Annotated in this window: 21 protein-coding genes and 1 riboswitch; of the genes, 14 read left to right on the plus strand and 7 right to left on the minus strand. The window is 68.0% G+C overall.

Annotated elements, in window-relative coordinates; genetic code table 11:
* Positions 1-169: 169 nt before the first annotated feature.
* From ACIGWZ_RS30180 to ACIGWZ_RS30215, 8 genes are all read left to right on the plus strand, one after another.
* Positions 170-775: a phosphatase PAP2 family protein gene (locus tag ACIGWZ_RS30180; RefSeq protein WP_400069888.1), complete on the plus strand. Its 606-nt coding sequence runs from the start codon at positions 170-172 to the stop codon at positions 773-775.
* Positions 772-1,458 (plus strand): phosphatase PAP2 family protein, encoded by a 687-nt coding sequence (locus ACIGWZ_RS30185; RefSeq protein ID WP_400069889.1) that lies wholly within the window; start codon positions 772-774, stop codon positions 1,456-1,458. The genes ACIGWZ_RS30180 and ACIGWZ_RS30185 overlap by 4 nt, the downstream gene beginning before the upstream one ends.
* Before the next feature lie 120 nt (positions 1,459-1,578).
* On the plus strand, positions 1,579-1,878 hold the full coding sequence (locus ACIGWZ_RS30190; RefSeq protein ID WP_400069890.1) for a hypothetical protein: 300 nt from the start codon (positions 1,579-1,581) through the stop codon (positions 1,876-1,878).
* A 587-nt stretch (positions 1,879-2,465) separates the two neighbouring features.
* Positions 2,466-2,765, plus strand: a complete 300-nt coding sequence (locus tag ACIGWZ_RS30195) for a hypothetical protein (RefSeq protein WP_400069891.1) — start codon at positions 2,466-2,468, stop codon at positions 2,763-2,765.
* A gap of 102 nt (positions 2,766-2,867) precedes the next feature.
* Positions 2,868-3,311, plus strand: coding sequence for a hypothetical protein (locus ACIGWZ_RS30200; RefSeq protein ID WP_400069892.1), 444 nt, complete (start codon positions 2,868-2,870; stop codon positions 3,309-3,311).
* Between the two features lie 111 nt (positions 3,312-3,422).
* Positions 3,423-3,662: a hypothetical protein gene (locus ACIGWZ_RS30205; protein ID WP_400069893.1), complete on the plus strand. Its 240-nt coding sequence runs from the start codon at positions 3,423-3,425 to the stop codon at positions 3,660-3,662.
* A gap of 82 nt (positions 3,663-3,744) precedes the next feature.
* Positions 3,745-4,506: a hypothetical protein gene (locus ACIGWZ_RS30210; RefSeq protein WP_400069894.1), complete on the plus strand. Its 762-nt coding sequence runs from the start codon at positions 3,745-3,747 to the stop codon at positions 4,504-4,506.
* Between the two features lie 354 nt (positions 4,507-4,860).
* Complete coding sequence (locus ACIGWZ_RS30215; protein WP_400069895.1) at positions 4,861-5,103, plus strand: hypothetical protein; 243 nt, start codon at positions 4,861-4,863, stop codon at positions 5,101-5,103.
* Between the two features lie 271 nt (positions 5,104-5,374).
* Here the strand turns inward: ACIGWZ_RS30215 and ACIGWZ_RS30220 are convergent, their stop codons facing one another.
* The 7 genes from ACIGWZ_RS30220 to gcvT all read right to left on the minus strand — a co-directional run bounded on the left by ACIGWZ_RS30220 (position 5,375) and on the right by gcvT (position 14,689).
* Positions 5,375-6,223 (minus strand): hypothetical protein, encoded by an 849-nt coding sequence (locus ACIGWZ_RS30220; RefSeq protein ID WP_400069896.1) that lies wholly within the window; start codon positions 6,221-6,223, stop codon positions 5,375-5,377.
* 383 nt (positions 6,224-6,606) lie between these two features.
* Positions 6,607-8,142: an AAA family ATPase gene (locus ACIGWZ_RS30225; RefSeq protein WP_400069897.1), complete on the minus strand. Its 1,536-nt coding sequence runs from the start codon at positions 8,140-8,142 to the stop codon at positions 6,607-6,609.
* Between the two features lie 125 nt (positions 8,143-8,267).
* A complete protein-coding gene (locus ACIGWZ_RS30230; protein ID WP_400069898.1) occupies positions 8,268-9,467 on the minus strand; it encodes a DNA cytosine methyltransferase in 1,200 nt (399 codons plus the stop codon).
* A gap of 550 nt (positions 9,468-10,017) precedes the next feature.
* Positions 10,018-11,400 (minus strand): L-serine ammonia-lyase, encoded by a 1,383-nt coding sequence (locus ACIGWZ_RS30235; RefSeq protein WP_400069899.1) that lies wholly within the window; start codon positions 11,398-11,400, stop codon positions 10,018-10,020.
* A 322-nt stretch (positions 11,401-11,722) separates the two neighbouring features.
* Positions 11,723-12,982, minus strand: coding sequence for a serine hydroxymethyltransferase (gene glyA / locus ACIGWZ_RS30240; RefSeq protein ID WP_400069900.1), 1,260 nt, complete (start codon positions 12,980-12,982; stop codon positions 11,723-11,725).
* Between the two features lie 90 nt (positions 12,983-13,072).
* Positions 13,073-13,450: a glycine cleavage system protein GcvH gene (gene gcvH, locus ACIGWZ_RS30245; protein WP_400069901.1), complete on the minus strand. Its 378-nt coding sequence runs from the start codon at positions 13,448-13,450 to the stop codon at positions 13,073-13,075.
* Positions 13,451-13,561: 111 nt separating this feature from the next.
* The gene (gene gcvT / locus ACIGWZ_RS30250; RefSeq protein ID WP_400069902.1) at positions 13,562-14,689 is read right to left on the minus strand and encodes a glycine cleavage system aminomethyltransferase GcvT; all 1,128 of its coding nucleotides are present in this window, start codon (positions 14,687-14,689) and stop codon (positions 13,562-13,564) included.
* Between the two features lie 151 nt (positions 14,690-14,840).
* Positions 14,841-14,936, minus strand: a riboswitch (glycine riboswitch).
* A 216-nt stretch (positions 14,937-15,152) separates the two neighbouring features.
* Here gcvT and ACIGWZ_RS30255 point away from each other — a divergent pair.
* The 6 genes from ACIGWZ_RS30255 to ACIGWZ_RS30280 all read left to right on the plus strand — a co-directional run bounded on the left by ACIGWZ_RS30255 (position 15,153) and on the right by ACIGWZ_RS30280 (position 22,073).
* Positions 15,153-15,884 (plus strand): AAA family ATPase, encoded by a 732-nt coding sequence (locus ACIGWZ_RS30255; RefSeq protein ID WP_400070109.1) that lies wholly within the window; start codon positions 15,153-15,155, stop codon positions 15,882-15,884.
* A gap of 114 nt (positions 15,885-15,998) precedes the next feature.
* Positions 15,999-16,871 (plus strand): enhanced serine sensitivity protein SseB, encoded by an 873-nt coding sequence (locus ACIGWZ_RS30260; protein ID WP_400069903.1) that lies wholly within the window; start codon positions 15,999-16,001, stop codon positions 16,869-16,871.
* A gap of 62 nt (positions 16,872-16,933) precedes the next feature.
* Positions 16,934-17,734 carry an enhanced serine sensitivity protein SseB C-terminal domain-containing protein gene (locus ACIGWZ_RS30265; RefSeq protein WP_400069904.1) on the plus strand — a complete coding sequence of 267 codons (801 nt, stop codon included), beginning with the start codon at positions 16,934-16,936 and terminating at the stop codon, positions 17,732-17,734.
* Positions 17,735-18,152: 418 nt separating this feature from the next.
* Entirely contained in the window at positions 18,153-19,151 is a 999-nt protein-coding gene (locus ACIGWZ_RS30270; protein WP_400069905.1) for an ABC transporter permease, read from the plus strand.
* 81 nt (positions 19,152-19,232) lie between these two features.
* A complete protein-coding gene (locus tag ACIGWZ_RS30275) occupies positions 19,233-20,984 on the plus strand; it encodes an ABC transporter substrate-binding protein (protein ID WP_400069906.1) in 1,752 nt (583 codons plus the stop codon).
* Positions 20,985-21,062: 78 nt separating this feature from the next.
* The gene (locus tag ACIGWZ_RS30280; protein WP_400069907.1) at positions 21,063-22,073 is read left to right on the plus strand and encodes an ABC transporter permease; all 1,011 of its coding nucleotides are present in this window, start codon (positions 21,063-21,065) and stop codon (positions 22,071-22,073) included.
* Positions 22,074-22,251: the final 178 nt, after the last annotated feature.

The raw sequence follows: 22,251 nt of genomic DNA on the forward strand, positions 1-22,251 counted from the left end.
GCCCTTCACCCTTTCGTCGTCTACAGTTCCGTGGACCGTAACCGTCTACGGAACTGTAGTCGGTAGGGCCGGCCGCACGGCAGGCCCGCTCCAGTAAACCCGCCCGCCCCCGGAATCCGAACCCGCGGCCCGCGGCCGGATCCGCCCTCCGCAGCCAAGGAGAACCACCGTGCCCGACCTCGCCTTCGGCGGAGCCTCGATGGACGGCGGGCTCTACCTCTGGATCACGGGCCTCGCACAGCGCGCCCCGCACACCCTCAACACCCTCGTCGCCTACGGGACCGACTACGGCCTCGGCCTGTTCGCGGCCTTGATGCTGTTCGCCTGGTGGCGGGCCCGGCACGCCGGCTCCCGGCAGATGGCCATGGTGCTGGCCACCCCGGTGGTGGTCGTCGTCGCCTATCTGGCCAACGCCGTGATCAAGAACCTCTTCGACGAGCAGCGGCCCTGCCGGACGCTCCGTGCGGCCACCGTCGAGGCCTGCCCCGGCGTCGGCGACTGGTCCTTCCCCAGCAACCACTCCGCCGTCGCCGCGGCCGCCGCGGTCGGCCTGGTGCTGTGCGGCAGCGGGCTCGGCCGGATCGCCGTCCCGGCCGCCGTCCTGATAGCGGCCTCCCGCGTATGGGTCGGCGCCCATTACCCGCACGACGTCGCCGCCGGCCTGATGACGGGCGCGCTCCTCGCCCGGGCGCTGATGCCCCTGGCCCGCCGCGCGGCACCCGCCGTCGACCGCGCCCGCGCCACCCGGCTGCGCCCCCTGGTGGCCGCGCGGTGACCGCGGCCGGGCAGCCGGGCCCGCGCCGCCCGGGCCCGCTCCTCGCCCTGGCCGCGTTCTGCGCCGCCCTGTTCGCCGCCGCGGCCGTCCTCGATGCCGTACGCCACGGAGCCCCGCTCGCCTTCGAACGGGCCGCCCACCACTGGGCGACCGCGCACAACGGCGAGCCCGTGCGCTCCCTGGCCCGCGCCCTCACGGCGAGCGGCACGGGCGTCATCCCCTACCTCATGGCGGTGCTCGGCGGTCTGCTGGCCGGGCGCGACACCCTCGGCCGGCTGCGCGCGGCCGTCTGCGCCCTCGCCGTACTCGCCCTCGGCCAGGCGCTCCGCTACGGCCTGATGGAACTCCTCGCCCGCCCCCGCCCACCCGTCGCCGACCGGCTCACCCACGCCTCGAACTACGCCTTCCCCTCGGGCCACGCCACCACCTCAGCCCTGGCGGCCGGCCTCCTGGCCTGGGGCATCGCGCACCGCGCCCGCCCCGGCACGGCCCGCACCTGGGGCACCGTGCTCGCCCTGTGGGCCCTCGCCGTCGGCGCCACCCGCGTCTGGCTGGGCGTCCACTGGCCGGGCGACGTCCTCGCCGGCTGGCTCCTGGCGGCCACCGTCCTGGCGCTGGCCCTCCTCGCCGAGCCCTTCGCCCTCCCCGGGCCGGCCGACGACGCCTCGCCACATCATGAATAGCTGACGATAGGACCAGGTCTTTCCCAAGCGTGCATGGACCGGCCCCGTGCGGAGCAGCACTGTCCTGGGCGCCGCCGGGCGGCCCACGAAAACGATCACCGCACCGCCAGGGGGACGCCAATGGAACGCCGGCCCGAGCACGCCACGACCCCCCCGGCGGCCCCACCCGCACCGCCCCTTCGGGACCGCTGCGCCGCGGCCGCCGCCAAGGACCCCACCCCGTGCGAGGGGCCGCACGACGCCGCCACCATCGTCGACCGGCACGGCAGGGAGGTGGCCGGCTGCGTCCAGCACTGCGCCCGCCTCCTCGCCGGTCTCGAAGGCGCCCGCGTCCACCCCTTCGTGCCGGCCGCCCACGCGCTGGACATCTACTCCCGGGCCCGCGAACTCCCGCCCTTCGCCTGGGAGATCGGCAGATAGGCCCCGCACCCGCCCGCCGGCGAGCGGGTGCGCCTCAGCACTCGATGATGTTGACGGCGAGCCCGCCGCGTGCCGTCTCCTTGTACTTGACCTTCTTGTGGTCAAACGCGCTGATCTTGAGGTTGGCCAGCGCCTTCGCCTTGTCCCAGTAGGGGACATGGGCCTTGGGGGAGTGACTGGGGAGAACCGGCTCCGGGGAGTGAACCAGCTGTCCATAGCCTGCAATCCGCGCGCTCCAGCCTGCGGCATGAAGTGAGCGTAGTGCTCGAGCGTGATGTTCAGCGAGGCATGGCCGAGCCACTCGGAGAGCGACACGATGGATTCGCCGGCCTTGAGCTGCACGCTCGCGTAGGTGTGCCGAAGGACGTGGAACATGTCCTCGCGCGACTGCTCGAAGATCGGGCTCTTGCGGGTCCGGCCGCCGTACTTCTGGACCTTCTCGCCGATCTTCTTGAGTACTCCTGCGACAGCTTCACCTGCGCCGATCCGCGCCGCTACCAGGTTGAGGAGCAAGTCGCCCGTACCGGACTGCCCGAACCGGAGCCCGGCCTGGACTGGCACCCCACTGAACCGCCGCCCGGCGTCGAATGGCATCTCGACAACGGCTGCGACGCCGACACCCACCCGGTCCTGGCCATCACCGGCCCGCCATCACGAACCAGGCCACCGGAGCCGTCCTCGAGTACGACATCACGCTCGCCGCGACCGACCGGCTCGTCATCGACACCCGCGACGGCACCGCCGCACGCCTGTACACCGCCACCCCGCGCGTCGACCCCGAGCAGTCCTTCACGCTGCCGCCCGGCCAGTCCCTGCTTACCTTCCGCGCCGCCGAGTTCAACCCGCCCGGCGCCCTCACCGTCCTTTGGTGCTCCGCCTGGTGGTGACCAACCCCAACCCAGCAAGGAGGAACGGCGCATGACTGTACGGGCGGCATGGCTGACCAACCGCGGCGACCTCGCGGGCGGACAGACCGCAACGACTCCCGCATGACCCCACTCGGCACCATGACCCCGGCCGCCGAACTCACCACTACCCACGGCATCATCCCCGGCGGCGACCCGTTCGCCCTGACCGCCACCGGACCCATGACCGCCACCCTCGGCATGGGGCGCGCGGTCATCCAGGGCAACCCCGTCCAAGGCGCCTACCCCGTCGCCGTCACCGCGCCCGAGACCCTCACATTCGCCGACGGAGATCCGGCCAACCCCCGTATCGACCTGGTGGTGCTGCGGATCTACGACGCCGCACACGATGACTCCGGCGAGGTTCGCGGCCACCGTCGAGATCATCCCCGCCCCCCGGGCGGCGGCGGCATCACCCCGTACAGCGTGGCCGACGCCCATCGCGGCCAGTACCGAGACATCGGCACCGGACTCCAGCGCTACGGCAGCGCCGCCTGGGTCGGCATAGCAGCCGAACTCGTCCCATAGCCCAAGGTCTCCCTGGCGGCCGACTACGGACACAACGGCAACAGCAACGGAGACGTCCGATACCGGGTCATCGATCTCGTCGGGACCCGGTTCGTGCAGTGGCGCGGCGGAATGAACGTCTCCTACACCCGCGGCGCTCCGCGCGGTGACGGGAAGTTCCTACGCAGCGCCCTGCTCTCCATCGCCCGCCCCACAGGAGTGCGGACGGTCTCGGTGGCGTGCTCGTCCGCGACCAGCTCGATCCTGACGATCAAGGCCGACTTTCACAGCAACGGCCTGGGCGTCGTCATCAGCGACACCGGAGACACCCCGCCCTGGCTGAGCCTGCACGGCGTCATGTGCCCCCTCTGATCGAAGGGAGCGTGCATGACGGCGACGTTTTCGCGCCCTCTTCTGTGACCTGCGGACTGACCAGGTACGCGACGCCTTCCCCGTGTCCGCAGCCAGCATCAAGGACTACATAGGCAAGACCGGCACCTCTTCCGGCTCCCTCACCGCGCCGGACCGCACCACCGCCGAGCGCATCACCGATGCCGTGATCCCCGGCCGCACCGCGGTATGGATCGAGCGCAACCGCGAGACCTGGTGGGGCCGCATCGTCTGGACCTCCCTGGCCACCTCGACCACCCGCGGAACTCCGGCCAAGGCTGAAGTCCAGGCTGCCACTTTCGATAGCTACCTCGACCACCGCCTGCTGACCGCCGACCTGAACGTGAACGGCGTCGATCAGTTCGAGATCGCCCGCCGCCTCGTCGACTTCGCCCAATCAACAGACGGCGGCGACATCGGCATCCGCCTTGACGAACGCCAGGCCTCCGGGGGCAAGCGCACCCGCAAGTACAGCCACTATGACCTGCCCAAACTCCGCGACCTGCTCAACAAGCTCGCCGCCACCGACAACGGCTTCGAATGGCGCGTCCGCTGCTACCGCAACGACACTGGCGAACGGATCAAGGAACTCCAGCTCGGCCACCCCCGCATCACCACCGCCCGCGGCCCCGCCGACACTGTCCTCGACTTCCCCGGCGCGGTCACCTCCTACCGCTTCGCCCACGACGCCACCACCCGCGCCACCCACTGGACCTCCCACGACGCCACCACCCGCGCCACCCACTGGACCTCCCATGGCGCCACCACCGGCAACAAGCGGCCCCTCATGTCCACGCCGCTCTACATACCGGGCGCACTCGAATAGGGCTGGCCGCGCGTGGACGGCACCTCGGACTACACCAGCGTCAAGGACAAGACGACGCTCACCGAGCACGCCAAGGCCGACCTGCGCGAGGCCTGGAACCGGACCACGATTCCCGAGATCACGGTCAACCTCGAAGCGGCTGGCCGCCCCCCCCCCGCCATCCTCGGCGCCGTCCCAGACCCTCATCGCCGCTCTCGGCCTCGACGCGGCCGACGTGCTCGCCCTCCCCTGGGGCCGCGGCCTCGCGCTCGCCGGCATCGCCGCGGTGCTCTCGGTTGTGACCTTGACAGCCACCGGTGGTACCGGCGGCCGCGGCCCCGGCGTCACCGAGGTACCGCAGGGAGCCCTCCGGCCGTGAGTGACGACCAGACCCCGGTCGTCACCATCACCCCGGCCGAGATGTACGGCGAACTCCGTGGCGTCCGTGAGAGCGTCAGTCACATCGAAGGCAAGCTCGACGGCTTCGCCACCATCAACGACCAGGAAGAGCGCATCCGCCGCCTGGAAGTCAACCGGTGGCCCTGGCCCGCCATCGTCACCCTTGCTGCCGTGGCCGCGGCGTTCGCAGCTGCCTGGCAGCTGACTGCCCGTTCCTGATCGCCGCTCCGCTCCGGCTGTACGCCGGAGCGGAGCGCCTCGTGCGTTTCGGCGCCTAGATTGGGAAGTTCTGGTTCAGCCAGGAACTGACCGCCCCGACGGTGGAGTAGCCGTGCCCATGGAGCAGGTCGGTGATGTCACGGCCACAGATGAGGGCGATGGGATGGCCGTTTTCGCGCCCTCTTCCTGCACCTGCTTGTGGAAGTAGGAAAGTGATGAAGACACCGAAGTTACGATGCCGCAGGCGGGAGATGAGCCGACTATCTCCTCATCAAGAGACAAACGGTTCTTCCTCTTCAGGCTTGGGGAGGAAGGTACTCAGATGCGCGGGTCCAACGATGTGGATTGGCGACCCATCGAGTATCTGGCATCCCCCGTTTGTTACTACGTCATCAGGCCCCACGATGAAGCCCTCGGTAGTAACCACAAGTTGCTCAAGTGCCTCAGTCACGTAGGTTGTGATCTGATGGTAGCCATCTCGGCGGACTCCCTTTTCGTCTGTGTACTTGCACTCGAATAGATACGCAGCGGCTCCGCGCCGGACGATCGCCAAGTCAGCACCCACGGGGTCGGCGTCACCAGAGAATGCCTCCGCCATGAGATCTCGGTAGGGGGAGTCAATTCCGTAGTGCTTGAACATGCTCCCTGACTCAAACCAGATGTCCCACTCATGGCCATCAGGGGAGATCGCAGTGTACTGAGGGCCGTCTTCCTTGCTTGCTGACAGAGGTCGTCGACTGGTTAGCTTCCAGTTCGCCGAGCGAAGGCTCTTCAGTAGGACACCCAGGACCCCGAGGTGAAACAGGCGCCACCGGAGCTTCTTGTCCGGGAGCAGATGCCTTCTGGCAAACTCCATCGGACTCTCTGAATCTACTTCTACGAGGAACGCTGCGACATGGGCCAGGTGGTTCCAAGGTGATCCGGACCTTCGCAGTGCATCCAGGTCTTGTCGGGTTGGTCGTTGGCCCACTGAGGAGCTCAGAGGCTTTATATCCTTAATTGCCCTCAGTACGCCAATCTGATTCTCTGCTGCGCCTTTGAGTGATTTCTCCTCTACTTTAAGGGCATCTGAGCGGATTTTGAGAATCTCCGTGATTGTCCAAGTGAGAGTGGTTGCCATCACCTGGTCAGGAGTTTTATCTCGTTCATTCAGGACGTACTCGCTAGGCGGCCATCTACCTCGATTGCGTGTGGCGATCCAGTCAATCCCAGGGCCTGGGTTGGGTGCGATTCGCCGATTACGTCGACTGGTAGCAGGTAGGGCGTCAAGCCATTCCGACGCACTTGTGGGCCATTTTTCGATCATCGGGATCAACTCGGCGAACAGGATGCGATTAGCCCGCCGTTGGATGTCGCGCTGCGACCACTTAACTTCGGCCCAGTCATCTGTGGCGCCAGCAAGGGCTGCGTATAACTGTGCCTTGCTACTCCAGCCCCGCAGTACCTCTTCGAGGCCATCTTCTGGTACCAGGTGTTCGTGCTCTTCGGAGTTTATTTCGTTCATCAACGGATGTGCTGCAGTTGTTGGTTTACCCAGTCCCACTCTGTGGAAAGGGCGTCTGTCCCTGAAATCTGTTCGCCGAGTTCGGCCAGTATGGGATCGTCGAGCCGGGCCAGCCAGGGTCCAAAGCAGAGTAGATATGCTTCGGCAAGCAGAGGAAGGATTTGTGCGTCAGAGTTCTGCAGCCCTGCTTCTACGCTCTTGGGGAGCGCCAGGAAGAGGGCAGGACCCATGGCCGTCTCCGGCCTTGAGTAGTGAATGTTGTAGATTCGCTCGATGCGTTCGGTGATCTCCGGGACATAGTCTTCAGAGATCTTTAGTCCAGCCGTCCGCTCTTCGAAGATCTCTCGGAAGAGTTCGGGTCTGGGTGGAGCGACGGGAATCTGGGCAAACCTGCGTCCGAGCGCTAGGCCAAACCTGAAGACGCGTTGTGCATCAAGGGAGTTGTAGGTTCCGATTAGCCGCCATTCTCGTCCGGCCCTGTACTCGGTGAACCTTTCTTCTTCATCCTTCTCGTCTTCCGCGGTGTCCTCAGTGCCTACCTCGGACCGTGCGGCGTCGGTCCACCCCAAACGAATCTCAGCTGGAATCCCGGGTGCTGCACGCCCGAGTGTCACGGAGTCGGTTGAATCGCCTGTCAGCCACGTGAGTAGCCCGCCGAAGATTCGGTCCATGTCTGCCCGGTTGGCTTCGTCAATGAGGAGCCACTTGTCCTTCTGGATCGCTTGCAGGACATAGCCAGGCTCGAAACTGATGGCGCCATCTTTGTCTACGCTTTCGCCTCCAACGAGCTCGCGTGTTGTCCAGCTTTCGTCTGCTGTGACCGTCATGAGCTCATGATCCATCGTCATGCCGAATGCACTCGGATCTTCTCGGAGCTCGCGGATGATCTCCCAGACCAAGGAAGACTTTCCGGTGCCCGGTGGGCCGACGAGCATGACGGCCTTGTGGGATGCGATTGCGTTACGCAGCATCCTTCTCGTTCGGTCGTCGATCTTCAGCGTTGGCACGAACTGAGGACTGGGGGGCTCAGGATCACCTGGATCTGTAAATAGCGCCGCAGTGCGGAACGTGTGTGCCGCAGCATCGGAAACGGGCTCCGCCTTGAAGTTGGAGGATGCGTAGTCAGGGGCTTGGCACGCCTTACGCAGCTCTGCGATCAGCTTCTTGCTCTCATGGCCTTCCGGTCCAGTGAGCATGATCATGGGGCGCCAAGGCAGCTCTTCCTCCTCGTGCCGCATCATGATCAACATGGGCTGGCCTGTGTCTCGAACGACACTTCGCGCGGTGTCAACACTGGCTTCGTACTGATGCTGGTACGGGACGAGCGCGATCAGCAAGTCTGCTTCCCGCGCACGGGGCGACTGCGTCATCCGTACCGTCATGTTGCCGGCCTTGTTGACGTAGCTGGTGTAGATCTTGCCTGCGTCTGGGCTGATCTGCTCCGAGAGGTATTCCTCCAAAAGCCGATACTTCGTGGCACTTGGCGCAGTGTGATTGACAGGGGCCAGAAGGTGATTGATCTCGATCAAGGACACGCTGGCGAGCGTAACTCCTGGTCGTTCTCAGCGGGGCTGCTTATTGAGATTGGGTGCCTGCGCCAGCCGCCACGCCCTGGGGCGTTCGTGGGGGAGCATCAGCGGGTGATCGCGGAGTGTGCTCCCTAGCTCCCAGCAGTAACTGTCGGCTGCGTGAGCTCGACGTGTTCCTTCATGTGAAGGAGGAAGGTCTCATCGAACTTGAGATTCGCCCTCTGGGTGCGGGAGTAGAACCCAGCGGCCGCGCGATGACTCAGAGGGGTAAGGCCGCCGCGGTCGACGAGTTCCATGAGGTGCGTGTACTCGCGGTGCTCTGGCCACATGGAGGCGTAGGAACGCCACCTCTTGCCGTTTTGTCCCCAGGCCGCTGTCGGCCAGCGAGCGCTGTCCGACAGCATGTCGGCTTCAGACTCGTCGTACTTGCCAGGGTTGAGGAGCTCCTCACCAAGCCACTTCGAAACGCCGACCGTGACTGCGTTGCCGACCAGCTTCCAGCGGTCGCGGCCGCTCTTCTTGTCGGCTGTGGCTTCGGTCAGGGTCCAGTCCTTGTCGAAGCCCTGAAGCTGCTCGGCGTCCGTGATCGACGGGGTCACAATCCGATGGCCTGCGGGATTGCTCGGAATCCAGATGCCCGGCGGCGATGGGATGCTCAGGCTCGAGCCGCCCTTGACCGTCGGGACTGCGTCTCGCGCCCATCCCAGACCGCGGAGGCCCTCAGTCCAGTAGAAGCCGTGAGCGTCGGTGGCTCGCTCGCTCTCGTCCGGATCGCCAGCATCCTTGGAGAGGAGGACATCACGAGGGTCTTCGGTGAGGCTCGCTACGAAGAGGACGCGCTGACGGCGCTGAGGTACGCCAGTGAATCGGGAGTCCACGAGTCGGTAGGCCCACCGGTAGCCCAGAGCTTCGAGCTCCTGGACGAGGTGAAGCATCGCCTTGCCCTTGTCGAGCACCAGCATGTTCCGCACGTTCTCCAGTACAAGCCAGCGCGGGTGGTGCTTCTGGAGCAGACGGAAGACATGAGAAACGAGACCAGACTGCTCTCCCGCGATGCCAGCGGTGCGGCCAGCCTGGGAGAGGTCCTGACACGGGAACCCTGCAGTTACGACGTCCACGTCACCAGGCAGGGCCTTGAGATGTTGGACATCAGGATCGAGAGGGACGTCAGGGAACTGCTTGGTGAGAACAGCCTTGGCCGGCTCCCAGACCTCACAAAGCAGGGCAGTCTCCAGCCCTGCTTGTTTCAGGCCAAGCTCAAGCCCGCCCACGCCGGCGAAGAGGCCTGCTACACGGAGGGGCTGTTGACTCACGACTTGCTCATTGCTCACGGCGGAGATCCTGTCACACGGGACCGACACTGACGGCGACGTCGCTGGCGGGCAACACTCCTCTTACTGCCGCATTCGACTGCACGTTGAACGGTGAAGACCCAGGCAGCGGCGTTCCTGCAGGTCAGTGGCTGGAAGAGGAGGACGAATCCGGGAGGATGCAACCTTGGAGAGCCCAGGTCGTATTCGGTCGTACCGAGCACCTACTGCGGGGCGGCGGGAAGTCACGGATCGTGGATCTTGAGGCAATGGTCTACGGCTCAGCAGCTGTGGGTTCGAATCCGGCTGAGTGGCACAGGAGCCGCGAGATCAGCGCAGGCCCTTTGTGTCGCCGGTACGACATCGCAAGGCAGGGATTGCGTCAGCCGACCTAGCCCCGCATCGGACAAGCGTCGCGACGCAGGGCGGGGCCGTTTCAGCGCGTTTCCTGGGGAGCGGCTGGGGAGAACCAGCCCTCCTTGGGGAGCAATTGCGGAGCCCCGGAGCGATCAACGACAACGCGTCGTGAACGCTCCGAAACGCAAGACCTCCCAGGTCAGGGCGAGTTCGATCAGCACTCGATGATGTTGACGGCGAGCCCGCCGCGTGCCGTCTCCTTGTACTTGACGCTCATGTCGGCGCCGGTCTCCTTCATGGTCTTGATGACCTTGTCGAGGGAGACGTGGTGGCGGCCGTCGCCGCGCAGCGCCATCCGGGCGGCGGTGACGGCCTTGACGGCGGCCATGCCGTTGCGCTCGATGCAGGGGATCTGGACGAGGCCGCCGACCGGGTCGCAGGTCAGGCCGAGGTTGTGCTCCATGCCGATCTCGGCGGCGTTCTCGACCTGCTCGGGGGAGCCGCCCAGGACCTCCGCCAGACCGCCCGCCGCCATGGAGCAGGCCGAGCCGACCTCGCCCTGGCAGCCGACCTCGGCTCCGGAGATGGAGGCGTTCTCCTTGAAGAGCATGCCGATGGCCCCGGCGGCGAGCAGGAAGCGGACCACGCCCTCCTCGTCGGCGCCCGGGACGAAGTTGACGTAGTAGTGCAGCACGGCGGGGATGATGCCGGCCGCGCCGTTGGTGGGAGCGGTCACCACCCGGCCGCCGGCCGCGTTCTCCTCGTTGACGGCCATCGCGTAGAGCGTGGTCCACTCCATGGCGTGGGCGGCGTCGTTGCCTTCGGAGCGCAGGGCGCGGGCGGCGTTGGCGGCGCGGCGGCGGACCTTGAGGCCGCCCGGCAGGATCCCCTCGCGGGACATGCCGCGGGCCACGCAGCCCTGCATGACGCGCCATATCTCGAGCAGGCCCTCGTGGATCTCCTCCTCGGTGCGCCAGGCCTTCTCGTTCTCCAGCATCAGGGAGGCGATGGACAGGCCGGTCTCGCGCGAGAGGCGCAGCAGCTCGTCGCCGGTGCGGAAGGGGTGCGTGAGCACGGTGTCGTCGAGCTTGATGCGGTCCTCGCCCACCGCGTCCTCGTCGACGACGAAGCCGCCGCCGACCGAGTAGTAGGTCTTCTCCAGCAGCGGGGCGCCGCTCGCGTCGTAGGCGAAGAGGGTCATGCCGTTGGCGTGGTACGGCAGGGAGCGGCGGCGGTGCAGGATCAGCTCGCGGCTCTCGTCGAAGTCGATCTCGTGGGTGGCGCCGATCTCGGCGCCGAGCAGGCGCAGCCGGCCGCTGGTGCGGATGCGCTCCACCTCGTCGTCGGCGGTCTCGACGTCGACGGTGCGGGGGGAGTGGCCCTCCAGGCCCAGCAGGACGGCCTTGGGGGTGCCGTGGCCGTGGCCGGTGGCGCCGAGGGACCCGAAGAGCTCCGCGCGCACCGCGCTCGTCTGGGCGAGCAGACCGTCCTTCTTGAGCCGGCCGACGAACATGCGGGCGGCACGCATCGGGCCGACGGTGTGGGAGCTGGAGGGGCCGATGCCGATGGAGAAGAGATCGAAGACGGAGATGGCCACGGTGGCGGACTCCCTTGTCTGCTCGTGGTGGACGTGGAGCGGTGGGGCGGGGGTGGAGCCCAGACGGCAGCAGGTACGTTTCTGCGCCGATTTTCGAGCGTAACCCGGACGGCGGCCCAGGCCCATGGACGGGCATCGTCGGATGGCCGTCGCCGGGGACAACGCCGGGTGACCGACGCCGGGGGCGACGACGGTGCGCGCCCGTGCGGGCACGGACCGGCCGCGAGTCCGGGGCAGGTGTGCGGCCCCGGGCTCACGGCCGGTTCCTTATGTGGTGAATCGCGTCACATCGCGGAAAAAGCGCGGTACGACGTGAACCGCGTCACAGGGACGGGTACAGCGGGTGCTTGTCCGCCAGCGCCGTGACGCGGGCCTTGAGCGCCTCGGTGTCGTAGGACGGCTTGAGCGCCTCGGCGATGATGTCGGCGACCTCGCGGAAGTCCTCGGCGGTGAAGCCGCGGGTGGCCAGCGCCGGCGTGCCGATGCGCAGGCCGGAGGTGACCATCGGGGGGCGGGGGTCGTTCGGGATGGCGTTGCGGTTGACCGTGATGCCGACCTCGTGGAGGCGGTCCTCGGCCTGCTGGCCGTCCAGCTCGCTGTTGCGCAGGTCGACCAGGACCAGGTGGACGTCCGTGCCGCCGGAGAGGACGGAGACGCCGACCTCGGTGACGTCCGGCTGGATCAGGCGCTCGGCCAGGATCCGGGCGCCCTCGAGGGTCCGCCGCTGGCGCTCCTTGAACTCCTCGGTCGCCGCGACCTTGAAGGAGACCGCCTTCGCCGCGATGACGTGCTCCAGCGGGCCGCCCTGCTGACCCGGGAAGACCGCCGAGTTGATCTTCTTGGCGAGTTCCTGGGTGGAGAGGATGACGCCGCCGCGGGGGCCGCCCAGGGTCTTGTGCGTGGTGGTGGTCACGACGTGGGCGTGCGGCACGGGGGAGGGGTGCAGGCCCGCGGCCACCAGACCGGCGAAGTGCGCCATGTCCACCATCAGGTACGCGCCGACCTCGTCGGCGATACGGCGGAAGGCGGCGAAGTCCAGCTGACGCGGGTAGGCGGACCAGCCGGCCACGATCAGCTTCGGGCGGTGCTCCTTGGCGAGGCGCTCGACCTCTTCCATGTCGACCAGGTTGGTCTTCTCGTCGACGTGGTAGGGGACGACGTTGTAGAGCTTGCCGCTGAAGTTGATCTTCATGCCGTGGGTCAGGTGCCCGCCGTGGGCGAGGTTGAGACCCAGGATGGTGTCGCCCGGCTTGATGAGGGCGAACATGGCGGCGGCGTTGGCCTGCGCACCGGAGTGCGGCTGGACGTTGGCGGCCTCGGCGCCGAAGAGCGCCTTGATGCGGTCGATGGCGATCTGCTCGACGACGTCGACGTGCTCGCAGCCGCCGTAGTAGCGGCGGCCGGGGTAGCCCTCGGCGTACTTGTTGGTGAGGACGGAGCCCTGGGCCTCCATGACGGCGACCGGAGCGAAGTTCTCCGACGCGATCATCTCGAGGGTGGACTGCTGGCGGTGGAGCTCGGCGTCGACGGCGGCGGCGACATCGGGGTCGAGCTCATGGAGGGAGCTGTTGAGAAGCGACATGAGTCTTTCCTGGAGGGGTCAGGGAGCGGCGCGAGGGGGTCCCCCGAACGGAGTCCGGGAGGCCTCCGCACGGGGGCGGACCGGGAGGCGTCAGCCGGTGATGAACGCGGCGTACTCGTCGGCCGAGAGCAGGTCGTCCGGTTCGCCGGTGATCTTCACCTTGAACAGCCAACCACCCTCGAACGGGGCGGAGTTCACCAGCGAAGGGTCGCCGGAGACGTCCTCGTTGACCTCCACGATCTCGCCGTCCACGGGCGCGTAGAGGTCGCTGACCGACTTGGTCGACTCCAGCTCACCGCAGGACTCGCCCGCCGTGACCGTGGCACCGACCGCAGGAAGCTCCACGTACACGACATCGCCGAGCGCGTTGGCGGCGTGCTCCGTGATGCCGACCGTCGACACGCCGTCCTCGGCGGCCGACAGCCACTCGTGCTCCTTGCTGTAGCGCAGCTGCTGGGGGTTGCTCATGGCTCGATTCTCCTGTACGCGAAGGGGTGATCGTGAAAGCGGTCTTGCACAGTGAGACGGCAGCGCGTGCCATTCCCGCGGTGAACCGTTGCTTCAGGCGCCGGTGAACGGCTACTTCTGGCGCTTGTAGAAGGGCAGCGCCACGACCTCGTACGGCTCATGGGTTCCACGGATGTCCACGGCGACACCCTCGGTGCCGGGCGTGGCGTACGCGGCATCCACGTACGCGATGGCGAGCGGCTTGCCCAGGGTGGGGGAGGGCGCCCCGGACGTCACCTCGCCGATGACCGTGCCGTCGGACGCGACGACCTGGAAGCCGGCGCGCGGCACCCGGCGGCCCTCGGCGATCAGCCCGACCAGCTTGCGCGGCGGAGTGGTCTCGGCGCGCTCGGCGGCCGCGGCCAGCGCGGCCCGGCCCACGAAGTCACCGTCGTTGGTGGTCTTCTCGAACTTCACGACCCGGCCCAGGCCCGCGTCGAACGGCGTGGTGGCGGTGGTCAGCTCGTGCCCGTACAGCGGCATGCCCGCCTCCAGGCGCAGCGTGTCGCGGCAGGACAGCCCGCACGGGACCAGCCCGGAGTCCTTGCCGGCCTCGGTGAGCGCCTCCCAGAGGGCGACCGCGTCCGCGGGCCGGACGAACAGCTCGAAGCCGTCCTCGCCGGTGTAGCCGGTACGGGCGATCAGCGCCTGGACACCGGCGACCGTGCCGGGCAGGCCCGCGTAGTACTTGAGGCCGTCCAGATCCGCATCCGTCAGCCGCTTCAGGATGCCCGGGGACTCCGGCCCCTGCACCGCGAGCAGGGCGTAGGCGTCCCGGTCGTCGCGCACCGAGGCGTCGAAGCCCGCCCGCCGCTCGGTCAGCGCGTCCAGCACCACCTGGGCGTTGGAGGCGTTGGCGACGACCATGTACTCCTGGTCCTGGAGGCGGTAGACGATCAGGTCGTCGAGGATGCCGCCCCGGTCGTCGCAGATCATGGTGTAGCGGGCGCGGCCGGTGCTGACGCCGCCGATGTTGCCCACCAGCGCGTAGTCGAGGAGGTCGGCGGCCTGCGGGCCGGTGACCGTGATCTCGCCCATGTGGGAGAGGTCGAAGAGGCCGGCGCGGGTGCGGACGGCGACGTGTTCGTCGCGCTCGCTGCCGTAGCGCAGCGGCATGTCCCAGCCGGCGAAGTCGGTCATGGTCGCGCCGAGCGCGCGGTGGGTGGCATCCAGCGCGGTGCGGCGGGGGGCATCAGTCATGGTTCTGGGCTCCCAGGCATGGGTGACAAGACGGTCTCCCCATCTGTCATCGGAACCTGAGAGGTTCACCGGGATCCCGCGAACGGACCCGGTTTGCACCTTGGGTGGAGCCGCCCCTTCAGCCGGGCTGCGGCTCGCTTTTCAGATCTGCCTCGCCCGCGCGGTATAGGGGCCTGAGAGATTCAAGGGAGGACTTGCTCCTTCGGCGCCCCGCCGTGGCGGCCGGGGACTCTCCCGCGCGGATTCAAGCGGCCGGTATGCAGTTGGCTGTGCCCGAGTGAGCAGAGATGCGCACGTGGCGCCGACATCATTGCACGGGATCGCCCGTTCGAGGAGGGGTGGCCGTCACCCGGCTCGCGAGCTGGACGGATCCGGCATTCGCCTTGATGGGCATTACCGTTTCTTGACACTCTGCGAGGTGGGAACGGGGCCGAACCGGCACCGAACCGGACCGGGAGGGGCGATCACGGTGCACAGTGAAGCCGCATTCGCGACGACGTCAGGGGTTGCTCCCCCGCAGCCGGGGGACGCTCCCCAAGGACCGCCGGCGGCCGGGCGCCGCCCCACGCCCGCACCGCACGGCGTCGTACGGCCCGGCCGCAGCGCCGCCGTCGTGGACCTGCGGGGCGCGGGCCACCGGCCCGCCGAGCTGCGCTTCCCGGCCGGCGACCTGGTGGTGGTCTCCGGCCTGCCGGGCAGCGGCAAGAGCACCCTGATGCACCGCATCGTGCCGGTGCTGGACGCGCGCGGCGCCGCGGTGCACCGCATCGATTCGCAGGACGTCCGCGAGCGCTGGGAGCGCGGCAGGCTGCGCCGGCTGCCGTACGGGATCTACCGCCCGCTGGTGCGGGCCGCGCACTATCTCGGGCTGCGCCGGGCGCTTCGCTCCGGCGACAGCGTGGTGGTGCACGACTGCGGCACGCTCGCCTGGGTGCGCCGCTGGATCGCGCGGTCGGCCCGGCGCCGGGGCGGCGGGGCGCATCTGGTGCTGCTGGACGTGTCGCCCCAGGTGGCGCTGTCCGGGCAGGAGTCGCGCGGGCGGGGGGTGTCGGGGTACGCCTTCGCGCGGCACCGGGGCGCGGTGGGCCGGCTGGTCGGCGCCGCCGCATCGGGGCGGCCGCCCGCGGGCTTCGGCTCGGTGGTGCTGCTGGACCGGCGGACGGCGAGCGCGCTGGAGACGGTCGGCTTCGGCTGAGCGACCGGCTCGCCTTTGGACGTCCGGGCGGGCGGCCGCCCCGCACGCTCCACCACCGGGTTTCTCGTTTAGGGTCGTTGGCCAGAAGGCGCGGTTCGGAACGGGTGGATGCAGATGACATTTCCGGAGCAGGGGAACTTTTCGGTGCAGGGGAACTTCCCTGAGCAGGGCGGCGGTCCGGCGTACGGGGACTTCCCGGACCAGGGGATACCGCAGCTGTCCTGGCCCGCGAACGAGCTCGAGGAGGTCCTCGGGGCCGCGGTCGGGCACCCGGGTGCGGGCGGCCGGATAGTGGAGGTCCTGGGCCGCAGCCGGTTGTGGGTGCCGCTGCCCAACGGCGGCGGCCCGGAGAGCGCGGGACCGGGCGCCCGCGGGCTGGACCTGCCCACGGTCGAGATCGAGGGCGCGGCCTATGTCCCGGTCTTCAGCTCCGAGCAGGAGTTCATGAAGGTGGTCGGGTCCCATATGTCCTTCACCGTCGCCCCGGCCCAGGAGTTCGCCCGGGGGCTGCCGCCGACGCTGGGGATCGCGGTCAATCCGGACGGCACCATCGGCGTCCCGCTGCCGCCGCCCGCGGTGGCCCAACTGTGCCGGGCGGGACGCGGCGAGGCGGACGCCGGTCTGCCGAGCGGCGGCCGGGTGCGGCTCTTCGAACCGGACTGGCAGGACGAGCCGGTGGACTTCCTGGCCGCGGCCGGACTGGAGTTCTCCGCTGCCGGAATTGTCCTGACTGCCCGGCGTGCCCTGGCCAGCGTCGAGGGCGACACGCCCGCGCTGTTCGTCGGTGTGCAGGTCGAGGCCGCCGCCTCCGCGCTGCAGGACGGCACCGCCCGCGATGCGGTGCTCGATGCCCTCGGACGTGCGCTCGGCGCGGTGCCGGTGCCCTGGCCCGTGCAACTGGTGATGCTCGACATCGCACAAGGCGACCCGGTCGCCGACTGGCTGCTGGAGCGCGTGCGACCCTTCTTCTCCCGGGACCACTCGTAAGCTGGTGGCATGACAGGCGGGCGCACCCCCACGCGCCCCGCCGATGAGAAGGGACGATCCACGTGAGCGCGGGTGCGCATCAGGGAGCGGCGGCGGCCGACCAGGTCGAGCAGATGCTGCAGCAGGTCTCGCCCGGCCGCTACGACGCCTACGAGGCGCTGTTGCACGCGCTCGCCGCCGGTCAGGTCTGGATGCTCCTGTGGCAGGGCCGTGCCGGGATGCCCGACGCGCAGTACGGGAACATGGAGGTCGAGGGCCTGGGCTACGCGCCCTGCGTGACCTCCGCCGCCGAACTCGCCGCCTCCGGCTGGAACCGCGACCACGAACTCGTCACCGGCGTGGAGATCGCCGCCTCGCTCTTCCCCGACCGCTGGGGTCTGTGGCTGAACCCGCACGCCCCCGGCGGCGGCGTCGGCATCCCCTGGCTCGATCTGCGCCGCATCGCCGGCGGCCTCGACCGGCTGCCGGCCGGGCCGCTGCGGATCTCCGAACCGGTCATCGACATCCCGCAGTTCTATGCCCTGCTCGCCCAGAATGCCCACCGGACGCCCGCTGTGCGGTCGTTGCGCCGGGCCTGGGTGCAACCCGCCCTGGGTGCCCCTTATCTGGCGATCGGGCTGGATCTGTACGACGCCGGGCAGCCGGCCGTGGACTCGGTGCGGCTGATGGTCCAGCAGTCGATCGGTGCCGTTCCGGACGGTCTGCCCGTTTCGACGGTCGCGATGAACGACGAATACGACCCCGTCGCCATGTGGATGCGCGCCTCCACCCGGCCCTTCTTCGACCGCGACGGCTACGGCCGGGCGCCGGGACAGCCGCCCGCCCCCGCCACCTACGGTTACGGCTACCCGCGCCCCTACTGACGCCCACGTCAGCACCGAACGCCGCCACCAGGCGTCGATCTTGGGGTGAATTGGCCCCGTGTGCCCCGCGGTTGAGCCCCTTTCTCGCGGACCTGCGCCCCGCTCAGCCACTACTGCCGTCCGTATAACGGAACCCCGCGAGCCACATCACAGTTGCGCATCCATTCACCGTCAGGACTGGTGAGTGATCGCGAATCGGATGAAGACTCCGGCAACAGAGAGCTTCGGTTCTTTGTACGACCGACCATCCCAACCGGCGTCGCGCGCATCCTCCGCACTTCCACGGACGCACTTCCGCGATGCCCGATCGACCTGCACGGCCGCCCCATCGCGGCCGTTGCACCAGTGATGTGAACCAAGGCCGCTACCGCGGCGGGCGTGGGCCGACCACCGTCGGCCGAGAGGGGTCAAAGGCACCGTGACCGCACCGATCGAGACCACCGGGGCGGCTGCTGAGGCGCAGCCGGAAGCGGTGCTGCAAGGCGTGGAGAGCAAGCGCATCGAGGGGCGCTCGCTCGGCCAGATCGCGCTGCTGCGCTTCAAGCGCGACAAGGTCGCGGTGGCGGGCGCCATCGTTGTCATCCTGCTCGTCGTGCTCGCCGCGCTCTCCCGCCCGATCCAGTCCCTGCTCGGCCTCGACCCGGACAGCCCCAACCAGAACCTGATCGACCCCAACACCACGCTGCCCAAGGGCGACTTCGGCGGCATGAGCGGCGATCACCCCCTGGGCGTGGACCCCAAGTTCGGCCGGGACCTGCTCGCCCGCATCATCGAGGGCTCCTGGGTCTCGCTGATCGTGGCCTTCGGCGCGACGCTGCTGTCCGTCGCCATCGGCACCGTCCTCGGCGTGGTCGCCGGCTTCTACCGCGGCCGGGTGGACGCCTTCATCAGCCGCATGATGGACGTCTTCCTCGCCTTCCCGCTGCTGCTCTTCGCCATCGCGATCTCCGCCTCCCTCCAGGGCGGCGCGTTCGGCCTGGAGGGCCTGCCGCTGCACATCTCCGTCCTGATCTTCGTGATCGGCTTCTTCAACTGGCCGTACATGGGACGGATCGTGCGGGCGCAGACCCTGTCGCTGCGGGAGCGCGAATTCGTGGACGCCGCCCGCGGCATGGGTGCCCGCGGGCCGTTCATCCTCTTCCGTGAACTGCTGCCCAACCTGGTGGGGCCGATCATCGTCTACTCGACGCTGCTGATCCCCTCCAACATCCTCTTCGAGGCGGCGCTGAGCTTCCTGGGCGTCGGCATCCAGCCGCCCCAGGCGTCCTGGGGCGGCATGCTCAACCAGGCGGTCAAGTACTACGAGGTCGACCCCCAGTACATGATCGTCCCCGGCCTCGCGATCTTCGTCACCGTGCTGGCGTTCAACCTGCTCGGTGACGGCCTGAGGGACGCACTGGACCCGCGCAGCCGCTGACTTCCGCCGGCCATCCGCCCAGACGCCTCACCTGCATTTCGAAGTTCTGCATTTCGACGAACGAAGGGGATACCGACCACGATGCGAAGGTCAGTTCCGGTCGCGGCTATCGCGGCCATCACCAGTGCCGGCCTGCTGCTGGCCGGCTGCAGCGGCAAGGGCTCCGACAGCGGCGACAGCAAGGCGAACGCCGCCACCACCGGGATCGTCAACGCCTCGAACGAGAAGGGCGGCACGGTCAACTATGCGATGAGCGACGCCCCCGAGTCGTTCGACCCGGGCAACACGTACTACGCCTTCATCTACAACTTCAGCAGGCTCTACGCGCGCCCGCTCACCACCTTCAAGCCGGGCCCCGGCAAGAAGGGCAACGAGCTGGTCCCGGACCTCGCCGAGTCGATGGGCAAGGCCACCGACGGCGGCAAGACCTGGACGTACAAGATCCGCAAGGGCCTGCAGTACGAAGACGGCACCAAGATCACCGCGCAGGACGTCAAGTACGCGGTCGAGCGCAGCAACTTCGCGCGTGACACGCTCTCGCTGGGCCCGAACTACTTCCAGCAGTTCCTCAAGGACAACGACGGCGGCTACAAGGGTCCGTACAAGGACAAGAGCAAGGCCGGCCTGAAGTCCATCGAGACGCCCGACGACAACACGATCGTCTTCCACCTCCAGAAGCCGTTCGCCGAGTTCGACTACCTGGTCAGCGCCCCGCAGACCGCGCCGGTGCCGCAGGCCAAGGACAAGGGCGCGGACTACACCAAGTCCGTGATCTCCTCCGGCTCGTACAAGTTCGACAGCTACGAGGAGGGCAAGCAGCTCACCCTCGTGCGCAACCCGAAGTGGTCCGCCAAGACCGACCCGCTGCGCAAGCAGCTGCCCGACAAGATCGTCCTGAAGCTGAAGGTCGCCCAGTCGACCATCGACAAGGACCTCAAGTCCGGCAACACCCACGTCGACCTGGCCGGGCGCGGCGTCGACGGCCAGACGCAGGCCCAGCTCGTGACGGACCCGCAGGAGAAGGCGAACACCGACAACGCGCTCGGTCAGCGTCTCGTCTACACGGCGATCAACACCAAGGTGAAGCCGTTCGACAACATCGAGTGCCGTAAGGCCGTCGAGTACGCGATCGACAAGAGGGCCGTACAGACCTCGATCGGCGGCCCGATACGCGGCCAGATCGCCTCCACGGTCCTGCCGACCGACATCGACGGCTACCAGAAGTACGACCTGTACCCGCAGAAGTACGCCAAGGGCGACAAGCTCGACCTGACCGAGGCCAAGAAGCACTGGGACAAGTGCGGCGCCGGCAAGATCAACACCACCATCCTGGCGCGCAACGACCGCCAGGACGAGGTGGACGGCGCGACCTCGGTCATCGAGTCGCTCAAGAAGATCGGCATCACCGCCAAGATCCAGAGCTACCCGACGAGCAAGTACTTCTCGGACTACGCGGGCGTGCCCAAGTTCAACAAGAAGAACAACGTCGGCCTGATCATGATGCAGTGGGGCTCGGACTTCCCGACCGGCTACGGCTACCTGCAGCAGATCCTCAACGGCAAGGCGATCAGCCAGTCCGGTAACACCAACCTCTCGGAGTTGGACGACCCGGAGATCAACGACCTGCTCAACAGCGCCATCGCCAACACCGACAAGGCCGCTCGCGAGAAGGCCTACGCGGCGATCGACAAGAAGGCGATGGAGCAGGCGGCGATCGTCCCGATCACCTACTTCAAGGTCCTGATGTACCGCTCGCCCAAGGCGACCAACCTTGTGTCCACCTCGGCCTTCAGCGGCGAGTACGACTACCTCAACATCGGCGTCAAGAAGTAGCAGCCCTGGAAGGCAGGTGAAGGCATTGGTGTCCGCGGGCCGGTTCCGGCCGGCCCGCGGCGCCGACGCCGCATCCCCGTGTTCTCGTACATCATCCGCAGGTTGATCAGCGCAGTGATCCTGCTGCTGATCGTCAGCGCGGTCACGTTCGGCATTTTCTTTCTGCTGCCGAAAATGGCCGGGCAGAGCACCGACCAGCTTGCCCAGCAGTACATCGGAAAGGCCCCCACGGCCGCGGACATCGCCGCGGTGAAGAAGAATCTCGGCCTGGACAAGCCCGTGTACGAGCAGTACTGGGATTTCCTCAAGGGCATTTTCGTCGGCGTCGACTACAAATTCGGTCCGGACGCGGCCAAGTGCCATGTGCCGTGCTTCGGTTACTCCTTCAAGACGCATATCGAGGTGTGGCCGGAGATCCAGTCCCGGCTCCCGGTGACGCTGTCACTGGCCGCCGGCGCGGCCGTGCTGTGGGTCGTCTCCGGTGTCGCCACCGGTGTGCTCTCCGCGCTGCGCCCCGGCTCGGTCTTCGACCGGCTGGCCATGACCGTCGCGCTGGCCGGGGTCTCGCTCCCCATGTTCTTCACCGGCGCCCTGGCGCTGGCCCTGTTCACCTACCAGTGGCCGATCTTCGAACGCAGCGATTACGTACCGCTGATGGAGGATCCGTTCCTGTGGGCCCGGACCCTGGTCCTGCCCTGGGTGACCCTGGCCTTCCTCTACTCCGCGCTCTACGCCCGGCTCACCAGAGCGGGCATGCTCGAGACGCTCAGCGAGGACTACATCCGCACCGCCCGCGCCAAGGGCCTGCGGGAGCGCAAGGTCGTCGTACGGCACGGCCTGCGGGCCGCGCTCACCCCGATCATCACCGTCTTCGGCATGGACCTGGGCCTGCTGCTCGGCGGCGCGCTGATCACCGAGCAGGTCTTCTCGCTCAAGGGAGTCGGCGCCTTCGCGGTGGAGGCGATCAACGCCAACGACCTCCCGAACATTCTCGGCGTCACCCTGCTCGCCGCGTTCTTCATCGTCATATGCAACCTGGTGGTGGACGTTCTGTACGCCGCCGTCGACCCGCGGGTGAGGCTCTCGTGACCGACTCCTCCGAGGACAGGACCGCGGCGGCGGAAGCTGCCGGGACGGCTGAGACCGAGCCGGTCGCCAAGGCCGAGAAGGCCGCGGCCGAGCCCCAGAAGGCCGAGCCGCAGAAGGCCGAGCCGCAAGAGGCCGCGACCGAGCCGGACGCCAAAGCCGAGAAGGCCGCCAAGGCCGC

The organism is Streptomyces sp. NPDC053427, from assembly GCF_044544985.1.
Taxonomy (GTDB): domain Bacteria; phylum Actinomycetota; class Actinomycetes; order Streptomycetales; family Streptomycetaceae; genus Streptomyces.

Bases quoted from the DNA above. Each gene is read 5' to 3' on its own strand.
- ACIGWZ_RS30205 (WP_400069893.1), top strand. From the start codon at position 3,423: ATGAACGTCTCCTACACCCGCGGCGCTCCGCGCGGTGACGGGAAGTTC.
- ACIGWZ_RS30200 (WP_400069892.1), top strand. From the start codon at position 2,868: ATGACCCCACTCGGCACCATGACCCCGGCCGCCGAACTCACCACTACC.
- ACIGWZ_RS30260 (WP_400069903.1), top strand. From the start codon at position 15,999: ATGACATTTCCGGAGCAGGGGAACTTTTCGGTGCAGGGGAACTTCCCT.
- ACIGWZ_RS30190 (WP_400069890.1), top strand. From the start codon at position 1,579: ATGGAACGCCGGCCCGAGCACGCCACGACCCCCCCGGCGGCCCCACCC.
- ACIGWZ_RS30220 (WP_400069896.1), bottom strand. From the start codon at position 6,223: ATGGCAACCACTCTCACTTGGACAATCACGGAGATTCTCAAAATCCGC.
- ACIGWZ_RS30275 (WP_400069906.1), top strand. From the start codon at position 19,233: ATGCGAAGGTCAGTTCCGGTCGCGGCTATCGCGGCCATCACCAGTGCC.
- gcvT (WP_400069902.1), bottom strand. From the start codon at position 14,689: ATGACTGATGCCCCCCGCCGCACCGCGCTGGATGCCACCCACCGCGCG.
- gcvH (WP_400069901.1), bottom strand. From the start codon at position 13,450: ATGAGCAACCCCCAGCAGCTGCGCTACAGCAAGGAGCACGAGTGGCTG.
- ACIGWZ_RS30195 (WP_400069891.1), top strand. From the start codon at position 2,466: ATGGCATCTCGACAACGGCTGCGACGCCGACACCCACCCGGTCCTGGC.
- glyA (WP_400069900.1), bottom strand. From the start codon at position 12,982: ATGTCGCTTCTCAACAGCTCCCTCCATGAGCTCGACCCCGATGTCGCC.